Source organism: Pseudoalteromonas sp. PPB1 (genome assembly GCF_015356275.1).
GTDB classification, from domain to species: domain Bacteria; phylum Pseudomonadota; class Gammaproteobacteria; order Enterobacterales; family Alteromonadaceae; genus Pseudoalteromonas; species Pseudoalteromonas rubra_D.
In genome coordinates, this window is sequence record NZ_JACEQV010000050.1 from 1 (window position 1) to 13,371 (window position 13,371).

At 44.5% G+C, this 13,371-nt stretch carries 9 protein-coding genes; 2 read left to right on the top strand and 7 right to left on the bottom strand.

The genetic code is table 11. From position 1 onward, the window contains the following. The 4 genes from IY568_RS24000 to IY568_RS24015 form a co-directional block, all read right to left on the bottom strand. Positions 1-1,498, bottom strand: a 1,498-nt coding sequence (locus IY568_RS24000; RefSeq protein WP_194868922.1) for a condensation domain-containing protein, incomplete at its 3' end; no start/stop codon positions are given. 1 nt (position 1,499) lies between these two features. Continuing rightward, positions 1,500-3,233 carry a cyclic peptide export ABC transporter gene (locus tag IY568_RS24005; RefSeq protein WP_125564512.1) on the bottom strand — a complete coding sequence of 578 codons (1,734 nt, stop codon included), beginning with the start codon at positions 3,231-3,233 and terminating at the stop codon, positions 1,500-1,502. 3 nt (positions 3,234-3,236) lie between these two features. Continuing rightward, the gene (locus IY568_RS24010; protein WP_194868923.1) at positions 3,237-5,690 is read right to left on the bottom strand and encodes a penicillin acylase family protein; all 2,454 of its coding nucleotides are present in this window, start codon (positions 5,688-5,690) and stop codon (positions 3,237-3,239) included. 93 nt (positions 5,691-5,783) lie between these two features. Beyond that, complete coding sequence (locus IY568_RS24015) at positions 5,784-5,978, bottom strand: hypothetical protein (protein WP_125564509.1); 195 nt, start codon at positions 5,976-5,978, stop codon at positions 5,784-5,786. Between the two features lie 196 nt (positions 5,979-6,174). On the opposite strand from IY568_RS24015, the gene IY568_RS24020 reads away from it, so the two are divergent. Both IY568_RS24020 and IY568_RS24025 read left to right on the top strand, forming a co-directional pair. Beyond that, complete coding sequence (locus tag IY568_RS24020; RefSeq protein ID WP_125564507.1) at positions 6,175-7,269, top strand: hypothetical protein; 1,095 nt, start codon at positions 6,175-6,177, stop codon at positions 7,267-7,269. 409 nt (positions 7,270-7,678) lie between these two features. Continuing rightward, entirely contained in the window at positions 7,679-9,814 is a 2,136-nt protein-coding gene (locus IY568_RS24025) for a winged helix-turn-helix domain-containing protein (protein ID WP_194868924.1), read from the top strand. 77 nt (positions 9,815-9,891) lie between these two features. On the opposite strand, the gene IY568_RS25385 is transcribed toward IY568_RS24025, so the two are convergent. The 3 genes from IY568_RS25385 to IY568_RS24040 all read right to left on the bottom strand — a co-directional run bounded on the left by IY568_RS25385 (position 9,892) and on the right by IY568_RS24040 (position 12,458). Beyond that, entirely contained in the window at positions 9,892-10,569 is a 678-nt protein-coding gene (locus IY568_RS25385) for a helix-turn-helix transcriptional regulator (protein WP_125564504.1), read from the bottom strand. A 1,152-nt stretch (positions 10,570-11,721) separates the two neighbouring features. Continuing rightward, positions 11,722-12,276 (bottom strand): hypothetical protein, encoded by a 555-nt coding sequence (locus IY568_RS24035; protein WP_194868925.1) that lies wholly within the window; start codon positions 12,274-12,276, stop codon positions 11,722-11,724. Positions 12,277-12,311: 35 nt separating this feature from the next. Beyond that, the gene (locus tag IY568_RS24040; protein ID WP_155946429.1) at positions 12,312-12,458 is read right to left on the bottom strand and encodes a hypothetical protein; all 147 of its coding nucleotides are present in this window, start codon (positions 12,456-12,458) and stop codon (positions 12,312-12,314) included. Positions 12,459-13,371 lie beyond the last annotated feature (913 nt).

A 13,371-nucleotide genomic window follows, 5' to 3' on the forward strand; every position in this document is an offset into this window, starting at 1 on the left:
AGTGCTGCTGCAAGTACGCGGCGATGCGATTAGCACCGGCGTCCAGCTGGGCATAGCTCAGCGTGCGACCGCCAGGCATATCAATGGCGATAGCATCCGGTGTTAGCTGGGCCTGACGGCTGATTTGCTCGTGCAGGCTGAGTTCTGTGTCATAACTAAGTGGGCAGGCCGAACGTCCCAGCAACCATTGCTGCTCCGCCGGGCTCGAAAATGGCAAGTCGGTCAGTGCACAATCGAGGCCATGCTCACTCAGATAGGCCAGTGCGCGTTGGTATCTTTGCTCTATGGCATCAATATCAGCCTGCTCAAAGTAACGATGGTTAAAATCAATTTGTAGTTCCAGGTTTGTGTCATTGTTATCCCATACCGTTAGAGTGAAGGGGATCTTTTCAGCATTGGCATTGAGGTAATGAAAACGTGCAGCCTGATTTGAAAAGTGAATATCGGCAAAATTCAGCGTCAGATAGTTAAAACTAAAATCAAAGAAGCTACCCTGCTCACCACTGTGTTGCTGGTCTTTGAGGAGCTGGCCCAGTGGGTACTTCTGATGCCTGTAGGTTGCTTTTTGCGTCTGCGCAACCTGCTTTACCAGCTCGCTCATGACGTCCACCCCCTGTGTGGAAATCAGCAATGGACTAATGCTGGTAAAGACTGACAGCTTTTGTTTTTGCAGCGCCGTTTTACGGTTGTGGCTCGGATTGCCAAACAACAGGGTTGCCTGATTGGTATGCAAAGAAAAGTAGTAAGCCAGTGTTGCCAGCAACACCTGAGCGGCCCCTAACTTATGACGACCTGCATGCGCATGCAAACTATCAAAAACCGTTCTGGAAAGCGGATAAATGGCCCGGGTGCTGTGTTGCTGATCCGTATCACTAAAGTAGCGTTCAGGCAGGCGTTCCCCCTGATAATCGTCGAGATACTCCTGCCAAAATGCCGCGTCTTTTTGATATTTAGCACTCTCACGATAAGTATTATCTAACTGTGCTATCTCATCTAGCGATAATCTGGCATCGTCCTGTGTCTGCTCACCGTTATACAAATGAGCCAACTGCTGAACCCAGATCGCAAAACCGAAACCATCCATTGCAAGATGATGACTTAAGCCAACATACCAGTGCTGTTGCTGAGATATTTTAAGCAGGAAGCCTTTGGCCAGTTGCGTATCAAACACTGCCTGAGTGCGAGCGAACTGCGTTTCGAGCCAGGCCTTAGCACTGCGCTCAGCCTCTGCTTCGGCGCTAAAATCAATCACTGGCAGGCTGTCATCCAGATCCTGGCTCAGATAAGCGGTGAATTCTTCGCCTTGCTGACTAATACGCATCTGAAATGCTTCATGACTGTGAATCAGTGCTTTATGTGCCTGTGCCAGTTGGGTGCAGTCAATGTTGTCGCAGACGATATAGCCACCAATGTTGTAAATAGGGCTATCCGGGAAATAGAGCTGATCTAATAGTATGTCGCGCTGCGAAGCGGTTAATTGCCATTGAGAGTGTGTCATCTTAAGCTCCTACCTCTGCCAGAAAATCGTTTTTGGCGGACTGGTTTAACTGTAATTTGTCGAAGTATTGTGTGTATGAGGTCTGCTCTACGACCTTGCCGCCTTCCATCACAATGACCCTGTCTGCCAGGTCGAAATACTTATCATCGTGCGTGATGGCAATGACCAATTTCTGCTTTGCTTTGAGGCTGGGTAAGATGCGTTTATAAAAGACTTCTTTGAAAATTGGGTCCTGATCAGCGGCCCATTCATCGAACAAATACACCTGCTTGTCTTCTAAAAAGGCCACCAGCAAAGCGAGACGTTTACGCTGACCATCAGATAACGACACGGTAGAGAAATAACCGTCTTCTATCGTGACCTTGTGATCCAGGTGTAACAGCTTCAGATAATGCTGGATCAGCTCCATCGTGGCGTCATCCAACTCTTTGAGAATTTTTGCAAACAAGTAGTAGTTAGAGTAGATAGCACTGATCCCTTGTCTGTAGCTTTCGATATTGGTGTTGTTCAGTGCCGCATCATCGAAATAAATGTGCCCGCCAACCGCCTGATAATGCAGCGTCAACAATTTACTGAGAGTTGATTTGCCGGAGCCATTCGAGCCAACTATAAAGACTATTTCGCCACGATTCAGTGTCAGGTCGATTGGACCAACAGCGAAGCCAGCCTCATCCTGATCACTGGGATAAGCAAACTCAACTTTATCGAAGCGCAGTGTCTGCCAGCTAGGCACATCTGAAATCTGATACTCGATTTCCTCTTCAGGTAATTCATTGAGCAGCGTATTAAACTTCTTGTATGAAATCGTCGCCATCATCATCTGAGGCAAAGCATTCAGCAAGACAGCGATGGGGCCGGTCACGTACAATAAAGCCATGATCACCGCGACCAGCTCGCTATTACTGATGGAGTGGTAATTCACGAAAATAAAACACAGCGCACCGATGACAAAGAAACAAATTAAATCACCAAAGTTGATGGTTGATATCAGCACAGATTGCGCGGCTTTCTCATTTTTAAGAATGTTTTTTTCATTGCTCAGCAAAGCGTCCTGATGAAAATAAGCACGCTTTTGCGCATCGAGCTTGAGCTCCTTTGCGCCAGAGAGCAAACCATTCACACCTTCCTGAATTGCATCCCGGTACTCTCGAGAACGCGTCAGCAGCTTGTTGCCAAAATACATGGGGACTTGATACGCCAGGATGCCAAACGCAATAGCGATCATCACCATCTTAAAGACTTCATCATTGAGGTAGACCAGAAAACCCAGCATACCGACTAAAGTCACCAGATTGATCAGCAACAGGGGTAATGCACGTGCGCCATTAACGATCCTTGGTACATCCAGATTCACAGAAGCAACCAGTTTAGACGAGCCCATTTTCTCAATGGCATACAAAGGCGTTCTGGAAATTTTATCGTAAAAACTCACTCTAAGTTTTCTGGCAACATCCGTTGCAACGCGCTGCAGTAAAATCTCTGACAGGCTTCTCATGATCAGAATGAATGTACAGGCCAGAAAAAACAACGCAGCCAGTTTATAGTTTGCGACTTCCAGTAGCCCATATCGTGCATGCGGAACTTCAGCCAACTGCAATCCGGGTGTCGGACTCTCAATACTCATCAGTACAAAGGGAATAAGCCCCGAATATAAAATCCCTGAAATGGCTCCCAACAACACCGAGATAAACACACGGTTGGGATAGCTCTCACTAAATAGTTTTAATAAATTCACGGTTTACTCCTGCCCTTGATTCGGGGTTAGCGTTAGCTTGCGAGATGCCTCTTTGGGTGATTCAAATGACACATACTGTCCCTTAGCGAACAGGGTGATCATGTCGTCATAATGCGCGCTGGCGACCTGACCAGACTGCCCTGTAGAATTCATAAACTCATAGCGTCCGCCCAAATCAATAATCTGTCTGAACCCGGCACCATAGTTCTGAATAAAGCCATTGTCTTTTTCGTAGAAACCTGCCGCTACATTAACGGTATTGGTGGAACCACCGGTCGCTACCTCTCGTGAGAACACCTTATTGAGATGCTTCACCTTGCCAAACGGCATATGGTCGTATCGAGTCGTCTGAAACTTACCCCATTGCCAGTTGTCAATTTCATCCCCCTGTAACTTACTGTTCAGGATTAAAGTTCTGTCTAGCGCTGAGAGTAATACTTCTTCACAAGATTCTGTTTCTAGCGTATTGGTGTCGTCACATAGCGGGGAGTTTTGCGCCAGCAGCTCAGCCAGCTGGTCGTAACTCACTCTGCCACGCAGACCCAGTAGCTGGCGCGTTGCCGCTTTCTCATTCCATGCAGGAATGAGCTCATCATTGAGTAAGACTCGGTATATTTGTCTCGCCCAGGTATAAAAAACCGTTGCGGCAATGCTGTCGGTCGGTGCATCTCCTTGCCAGGTTTTCAGATGGTCAAGCGCTTCTTGTTGCCACAGGTCTTCCGCGACGACCGTTTCCATCACACTCTTTAACTTGATAACCGTCAGGTCTTTTACATCCATCTGCATCTGTTTGATGTAATTCACATCCAGTGGCTGTGTATTGAGTAGCTGTTCAATGCGCTCTGCACGGGCAGGGTCCGCAAAGCTGGAAGAAATATGATAAGGGTAACTCGATGCCACATTACGGTTATTGGCATTGATGATGTAACCTCGTGGTGGATTGAATTCGCTCGGCATCTCATCTTTTGGAATGAACCCTTGCCATACATCTCCCTCAGCACCCCGTTTAGTCGGTAATATACCTGTGCCACGCTCGCGAACCGGAATATTACCCGCGCCAGTAAATCCAATGTTATCTTGCTTATCTGCATAAAACAGATTCAGACTGGGTGATGCAATTTTATCCGCAGCCTGCTTAAACTGCTGCCAGTTCTGGGCATGATTAATGTGAAAAAAGCCTTCATAAGTGGTGTCCTGTGCCTGCAATGCCGTCCAGCGCAGAGACACTGCCTGAGGCAAACCGGCTTTACTGATCACGGGACCGGTCAGCGTTTCTTTGATCTTCAGTTCAACATCCCGATAGGTGGGCTTAAGTAGACTCGGAAAATCACTTTTCACTTTGATATATTCAGTGCGCTCTGTAAAAGGTCGCCACTGTTGCTGGTAGCGATACAGCGTGGGGTCTTCCGGGTGGATTTGTTCCACAATCAGATCTTGCAGGTCAGCCTCCATATTGGTGCCACCCCAGGCAATGTTATTATTCTGACCAAATACAATGACAGGTAACCCGACCAAACTCATACCCTGTAACTGAGAGTCTGGCAATTGCTGCGATACGGCATACCACAAAGAGGGAATTTGCAGACCCAGGTGCGGGTCATTGGCCAAGATAGCACTGCCAGATGCACTTTTTTCAGCAGAAACCACCCAAGCGTTACTGCCTATATGTTTACCGCCAATCTTATAGTCGGTTTCCAATTGCTTAATGGTGTGATGTAACCCCGACAGGCTGGCAACCTGCCCATCGCCCAGTGACTCTGACGGCACCAGTTCAGATCCGAAAAACTCGGCGAACAAGGTTTTGGGTAACGTTTTTAATGCCACACTACGCTGGATCTCTTCTTCCAGGTTGCCCGACATACTCAGAGAGAACATTTTCATCCATGCCAGTGAATCTTCAACACGCCATGGCGCTGGCGTAATCCCGAGCATAGTAAACTCAATTGGCAGTGTAGGTTGCTGGTTCAGGAATTCATTGATACCGGCCGTATAAGACTGCAATGACGCCAAAGCCTGCTCAGACAAATAAGCCTTACTTTGTTCAGCCACCTCATAGAGCCCCAACGTGCGAACCCAAACGTCATAGTTCAGGCTCTCTTTGCCAAACACCTCACTCAACTTACCGGCACTGAGCCTGCGTTGTAACTCTAACTGCCACAGCCTGTCTTGTGCATGCAGATAGCCCATCGCAAAATAAGCATCTGCCATTGAATCCGCATCAATATATGGCACACCATGTGCGTCGCGCGTTACCGTTACCTGCTCCTGGACAGCAACCGAGACCGCACTTGCCCCCGCTTGCGGTAAAGCTGAAATGACCTGTTGCTGATATGCCACATAAGCACACAGTACTGACGGTGCCAAAATAAAGGTGCCAAACCGGCACAACAGAGGATGTCGTGTAAACCAATTTCTTATTTGCATGTATTCACTACCAACAGAAGTTTGAGATCTCATGCATGAGATCATTGCTACTGATTAAAACAAGGTTTAAGGTCGGAATGAGTCTCCGCTGACATCGACCGGATATGCGTCAGCGTGCTGTCATCGTCAATTCAGGCTTGCGGCAAGGCCTTCCTGCTCGGTGGCAATCACCTGATGGCTTTCCACAAATGCTTTGATGTCAGCCATTAACAGGGAGCGTCTGCCCTCCTCTGAGATATAAACGCCCTCTCTCATATCTGCAGAGCCCAGGTTGTATCCCTTCTCAAACGCCCATTCAATGATGCTTAAATCAATATTCATACCTTCACTCCACCGCTTGTAAACTGCGCTTTAAATTTATTCTGCTGTGCTGTGCGTCGATTTAAGACTTCACACCAGAGCGATTAGTTAGTATGGTTCACATGGTGCATCGATAACCCTTGAGTGTATACCTGTTAGATCTACCAACTAAGGTGTTCACCACTAACCTTAAGTGCAGTAAAAGGTTCCTAACCCTATGAATAAGCTAAAATTAGACCAGCTGATGCTGGCTAACGTGAACAGTCGAAAAGGGCTGAATTCTGAAACTTTTGAGTACACCTCTTTATTCTTATCTTCTGTGACGCCTGATCCACACAATGCACGATTTCTGCCAGCCAAGTTCATGGAAGATGATCATGCACGGCAATTCACTTCACGCTGGCTAACTAAGAATCAGCTAGTTGAAATGTATGACGCAAAAGACCACGTACTAATAGGAAAGAACTGCATTGTAAACTGCTTTGCCTACGGCACCGCCCAGTGGAAAAAAGCGAACCAAACCCTAGAGTCCGTGCTTGAACTGGCCGAAAACATCTCTGTAGCCGAGGTTATTCAAGTGCCGACCGTCTACCCTTTAGAGGACGGACAGTATCAAATACTGACCGGACATCGCCGATTTTTTGCCATGGTTTACAGCAATGGTTATGACTCAAGCGCCCAGTTTAAAGTGTATGATGCCAAACCATTGCTATCGAAAGTTAAACAATTTCAGGAGAATGCCAGCAGAGACGACCTGCCTCAATATGGCAAGCTGCAAGCTTTTCTCAGTGCAATGCAGGAACTGGAAAGCCTTAGTCAGGCAAGATTAAAAGTCGGTGAGAAAAAGCTAACCGTTAAAGAAATGGCGGCCAACTTAGGTATCTCCATGGGGAGTTTTGATAACTACAATGTGCTTACCCGGTATAAATGCGTTATTCAGGCGTATGAACAGGGGCTGGTCACGCTGCCTTTTATCAACGTTAAAAAAATCGTTAAACAGGTTGAGAATGACTATTACAGCGAGTTTGATAAAACCCTGCTAACCGTGACAGACAAAGCCGAGATCAATAAACGGATACATGCCAAACTCACTGGGCAAAAATTGACAACCAAACCTAAGACAAAAGCTTTCAGGGTAAAACCCATTCAGCATGTGGAAACAATTAAAATGCTCCTGACCCACAACATTACAGAATTAGTGGATGAGGTAGATTGGCAAGCTGTGGACTGGGACAATCGAAAAGCCGTAACGGACACCCTGGCAAAAGTCATTGAGGTATTGGATAGTAAGACTAAGGAAACTGACAGTTAGTAGCCAATGGCGCATGGAATAACTCACTCAACGATGGACGTGCCGCTGTTGCAGGAAAACATATCAGGCAAAAAATGGTTCGTGTTTTGCAACAGTTCCTCCAGGCTTTGTTAAATGCTAATGGTCGCTTAGCGGCCTTAGAGTCCGCTCCGACCCGATATTGTAAGAAATTATATATTCACTATTTCGACCACTGGTCCACCAAGCCATTCAAAAAAACAGAACAATCACATATCAATCAAACACTTAATAGAAACCGCTTCCCACCCTCACTTTCTTAACATTGGGCAACAATGAAAATAACACTTGTAAAATAAAACCGCCTATCCATCTTTCTGTTGAGTTTTTAAAAGACTATAGATATAGTCTGAACGCTTGACATATTCCTAATAACAACAAATTCAGGACAATGAACGAAGTCAGCTTCTCTAGAACAGTTAAATCGATCACACTTGGATCCTGGAAACTTGACCCAAAGCGTCAGGTGCTCACTGACGGCGACATCGAAAAAGAACTCGAACCGCTTCTGTTTCGCATCATTAGTTATTTGATCTTAAATTCGGATACTATCATCACCCGACAAAATTTAGTGGACGATGTCTGGTGTCAGAAATATGTTGATGACAATGCAATAAACCGGGCAATCTCTGAACTCAGGAAAACACTGAAATCAGAGAACCAAAAGGGCATCATAGTTAAAACTCACTATAGAAAGGGTTACAGCTTAGCCATTGAACCGTTTGTTGAATACCACAAAACGGAATCAGCTGACCAATCTAAACCCAGCCCTGCGGTTACAACCGAATTAAACACAAAAGCGACACCAGCCGAACGATCAGTAAAGCGGAAAAAGGCCCCGTGGGTTTTTGCTGCGGTCATCAGTACTCTAGCAGCCAGCATTAGTCTGGCATTTATTAACCAGGACACAGCGCTGAGTGACGCCTCTGTTAGCCCCATAGAAAAGCAAGTGCAGGAAACAGTACTGTCCTGGGTCAATGGCAGGTATACCAGACCAAATATCTCGCCCAATAAGAACTTCGTTGCCTTCTCTATTATTCAAAAGAATAGTCAGAATTATTCTTTGGTGGTCAAAACGCTACAAACAGGCCATGAAAAACGCCTTGCAGAAGAAGGAACTAACTACTTCCCTATCGGCTGGTCAGCAGATTCCAATAAGGTCTTCTATCGGGCCATTAACAATGAACAATGCGAAGTATGGCTGATAAACACCAGTTTTGACGGTACCAATAAATACCTGTTTGACTGTAGCTTGCAAGGTTTCACAGGTGCAGGTGTCAGCGATGGCAGACTCATTTATTCAAAGAGCGGTTATCGCGACAGGGATGAACTCGCAGCACTTGCCAGCCGTGATATAGAAACAGGCCAGGAATTTCAAATTACATCACCAAATTTGAATTCATATGGAGATAGGTTTTTGACTTATATCCCTGATATGGAAGTTATTATTTTTGAAAGGCATCACTATCAGGGCAGTGAACTCTACATGACAGACCTGGATGGTGGAAACCAGGTTAAACTACATGACACCAACAACCGGATCTGGACTTTATCCTACGAGAAGAAAATTAATTCTTTGATTTGGCTAGATAATGTTGAGAATATTTTGTTTACCTATTCGCTGGATAAGAAAGCCATTACCTCAGCGGCGAAATTGCCAAATAATGTTAAATATGCCAGTAATCAGCCACTGTCCCACGATGCCTTATTGGCAGTGACTTATCCCTTTTTACAGGACATATATACCCTAAGCCCCGAAGGCGGCGAGCTGCAGCCTTTAGTTAAAAGTGAGTATGATGACGTACAAGCTACTGACTTTGAAGACAGTGTGATTTTTTTGCGTCAGGAAGGTGGACTGCGTTCCATTTATCGTGCTTTACCTGATGGTCAGCATGAACCGCTTGCACTTGAGGCGTCGACTTATGAATCAATTCATTATAGCGCGCAAAGACAAGAACTATTGCTCCACTACAAGGATAGGCTCGAAACCTATGATAGTAAGACCCTGACGCTTACTGGCTCTATCAAGGTTGATGGCACCATAGTGTCGGCTGAGTACCTTGAAGAAAATAGCATCGGTTATACCGTTGTGGATGCAAGAACATTGAGAGGAAAAGCCTTTATGCACTCTCTCGATTCGGATAAGAGCATTCCATTACCCATTGAACGCCCACTGTGGTTTGGGCAGCTTGATAGTGAGTTCTATGCCAGTTTATCATCACATGATGAAGTGTCTTTATACAATATCAATACGGGTGAAAAGACTGACAGAATTGAGCTGTCAAAAGCCAAATATAAACACTCGATTGCTGCGGGCAATGGGTCCTTGTATCACTCCGACGGTGAGACCGTCTTTAAGATTAATTTCAGCCATACCGAGCCCAGGCAGGAATTATACAAAATTGACAGTTCCAGCTATGTCATAGACAGGATCAGCTTTTCTCAACAAACCAATGCGCTTTACCTCGACATTATTGAAGTCGTTGAAAACCAGCTGGTCAAAGCAGAAATCACCCAATCTGAATGATCTGACGTACTGGGGAGGACACCTCCCCAACCATGAACGCTGATATACAACACCGAAAAGCACGTCAGTCATCGTGATTAGATCAAATTGTTGATAATACACTTTACGATCGCCTGCTGCCTGTTTGTACTATCTGTTTTCACAATACAGTTAGACAGATGAAAATTAACCGTGCGCTCAGAGATACCAAGTATCTGGCTGATTTCCCAAGACGTTTTACCTTCACAAGCCCACATTAAGCAGTCTTTTTCGCGTTTTGTAATATGTAACTTTTTATCCCTGCAGCGCAACGCAGCCTGCAGCAAATAGGGAGAGATAATCGTCCAGCACCAGTCAACAAACTCAATACTCTTCTGCTGGCAAAAGCTCTCTGGGATATCGAATACCAAGCCTCCATAAATGCCTGTCACACCCCGCATAGGCATCACATACACCTGGCCTTTCTGATTGCTGTGATTAAGTATACTGTGCAACGGCAACAATCGAATACCTGACTTACAGTGTTCAAAGATCGCAGTGTCTGACATTTCCTCTGCCAACTCGGCAGAAATCTCACCATAAACTTTTTCTTCGTATGAGGACGCAGATACCGGGCAAAAATCGATAAAGCCCAGACAATTGTAGCCTGACTCTTTTGAGATAGACTTCAATGTACTTGTTAGCTCTTCAGCGATGTTTACTTCCTCAAATTTAGTAATCATCTGTTTAATTTCGTGCTGCGTGTCAAACAGGCCAAGGGTCGTATTTTGTTGCATTGTTAGCTCCTCAATTTGCGCCAAGTAAGCAAAGCGTGTTTATTGTTTTGATGGAACTCATAGTGCCCCAGCAAACGCATGCAATCAAATCTCGAAAAATAAAAACATAACCAATAAAATCAACATCTTAATACCAATTATTATGGTGGAATACTGGCTATATATTGATTGATATCACCCCGCAGAGGATCCCGTAACGACTCGATGTGAGAGCTTATTTGCTACTAATTTATCGCATTTCATATGCATCCAAATTGTGCAATAAACTCTAATACCAATTTACTTAATTAAGTGCTCTATTTTGAAGCAAGAAAATAAGGTCGATAACACCGCTCCCGTGCCCTGCTATCGTTGAGACATCATCGTCCATATAGGCGAGGCGAAAATTTGCGAACTTATACCTTAGGTAAAGATTCTAAATGAGAAATTTTTAACGCCGTTAGCGTCATATTTGCACTTTCAAATAGAACAGGTATTAAGTGAATTTGGTATAACCTTTTGAGTACGTACAGCTAGCGAAAATGTGCTGTCGTGCATGGTCAAATAAACAGACCGAATTTTGATTGCGGCAAGAAAGAGAATCACGCTGGCGGCAGATGTGATAGTTAGATTGACACTGAATAGTGGCAATTCAATCTGGCCAGGGCGAGGTAATGTAAACAACATTTTCAAAAGTGCGTGCCGCACCAGGAAAAGTTGTACAGTGCAAACATAAGTCAGCCACGCAAACACACATCAACAGACTAATGGCACCCTATGAGATAACAGGCCAACGACATACCTAACAATCCGCGTTTCAAAAGACAAAGACACAAACCGAAAGGATTCAATGACTGTGACTTAGTTAGATGTTTAGTTCAGTTAACTAGGTGGCGCAACTGGATAACAGAGAATAACACCTGACAAACATCGGTACCAGGTTACCTGCTGTAATCTTTTAACAGGCAAAAACGTTCGGAGTTTGGACACTAACGGGTCACCCCGCCGATTCAGTCCATTCAAATTTGTGTGAAGTTTTTCAAAAAGGAAAAAGATCCACTACTTGAAAATGGACCCAAATGAGAAGCACGAATGTACATGACACAATGACTTTGAACATGGCATGCTAGCAAGCACTGACCGCCTCACAGAATGCTGGAGGTAAAAATGGGGTTATAAACAAGCCTGCATTGACTGATGAAGTGCAATACTGCCCTCCGTGATAGTATGCTGTAGCTGACTATACTCTTCTTTTTTTAGCTTCATCGAGACCAACAGGCTGTTTTTTGCAATATCATCCACCCTAACCTCAATAGGTCTTGCATCTGAGCACAACCACAGACGCCCTTTTGCTTGTATCTCCAGAGCAAACCCCATACTTTCAATTTCTTTTTGCTCGAAGTAATGGGCGCCAAAAACCCGGTTGCTTTGTACTCTCAACAACAACTCGCCAGGCGCGAACACTTTGCCGGGCACGGCATTCGGGTTTACATAGTCAACATACCCGTTTTCGTTAGAAATAAGTGTTTTCGTTTTTTTGCTGTCCTCTGAGACATACTCAAGCATCACTTTTTTCTTGGCTACTTCACTACCAACCTTAATAGCCAATTCTACAACTCGGCCAGTTTCCCTGGAGTAATGATACTCACTGGCGGGCTCTTGCAACACAAGATTACCTGAAACAGCCTGTAATCCGGCCCCCATTGCCAACACAAGATAGGATCCCATCAATTTATCAACTCCTATTACTATTTATATTCTAATTAACCAGTGATGTTTTTAGGGTTAATAAATCCTACCTGAGTAATACTATGCGTATCTGTACCACCTGCAATAAACTTAGTCTGGCGATTATCTTTAATTTCTTTATTAGTAAGTTCTTTTAGTTTTTTTGTTTTAAGTTTAAGCATCGTGACAATCTCTATTTAATGTTTATTCAATTAATTTTTAAATGTTAAACACCGTTGTGGTGATGCAACTATCATTGACCAGAGATGCTAAAAAACCTAGTTATGAAACGTTATTCTTAAAGATAACATTTAACGATAAGCCATTGCTTTACTAGGATATAAAAACACATTACCCAGATCTTTTCACATGGTAAGCTTTGTATTGACCGACATACAAAAAAGAACAAGAAAAGTGAGCAAAATCACGCAAGAAAACCAAGAAAACAGACGCGTTAAAAATGAAATTTGCTACAACCTGGCGAAATGAAAGTGAAAAACATCTTGAAAAAACTCAGAGCAAGAACCAAAAGAAAACATTTACCGACATTAAAAAAAAAGAGTTAAACAGGCTTTAATTTATCATATTGGCCTAATACTGAAATATATTGCAAAACACATCACTTATTCCATCAGCCGATTTATCCTGCTTCACAAACCCAAGCCCAACAAAAACCAGACACCACTTCGTCTCAAAGATCCAGGCAGTTAATGAAATCAAAGAGGCACACAAGATTTGGAGCGCAACGTCCCGCCTGACTTGACTAACAAAGTACTTCTCTGCTCACCCGGTCAGTGCTGCACTTCCTTTTGCACAGCTGGCTCATTCAAGTTTTCCCGCAACGTAAACCCAAATTCGGCGCCCAAATGGTGGACCAGGTCCAGATGTCGGATTGAGATCGACTACCGGATTGAGGTTGGCTGTTAGATTGAGGTTGGCTGTTAGATTGAGGTTGGCTGTTAGATTGAGGTTGGCAGTGACAACATTAAGGCGTGTATGGCATGCAATTCTGATTACTTTATTGTCATGTACTTACCTGATCTCCAGTCAGAGTTGGGCCACCGTTCCAGTCTCTCAGGCGAATATAGAGCAGAC

Coding starts and splice junctions, on each gene's coding strand:
- IY568_RS25385 (WP_125564504.1), bottom strand. CDS start 10,569: ATGCAACAAAATACGACCCTTGGCCTGTTTGACACGCAGCACGAAATT.
- IY568_RS24040 (WP_155946429.1), bottom strand. CDS start 12,458: ATGCTTAAACTTAAAACAAAAAAACTAAAAGAACTTACTAATAAAGAA.
- IY568_RS24035 (WP_194868925.1), bottom strand. CDS start 12,276: ATGGGATCCTATCTTGTGTTGGCAATGGGGGCCGGATTACAGGCTGTT.
- IY568_RS24025 (WP_194868924.1), top strand. CDS start 7,679: ATGAACGAAGTCAGCTTCTCTAGAACAGTTAAATCGATCACACTTGGA.
- IY568_RS24015 (WP_125564509.1), bottom strand. CDS start 5,978: ATGAATATTGATTTAAGCATCATTGAATGGGCGTTTGAGAAGGGATAC.
- IY568_RS24010 (WP_194868923.1), bottom strand. CDS start 5,690: ATGAGATCTCAAACTTCTGTTGGTAGTGAATACATGCAAATAAGAAAT.
- IY568_RS24020 (WP_125564507.1), top strand. CDS start 6,175: ATGAATAAGCTAAAATTAGACCAGCTGATGCTGGCTAACGTGAACAGT.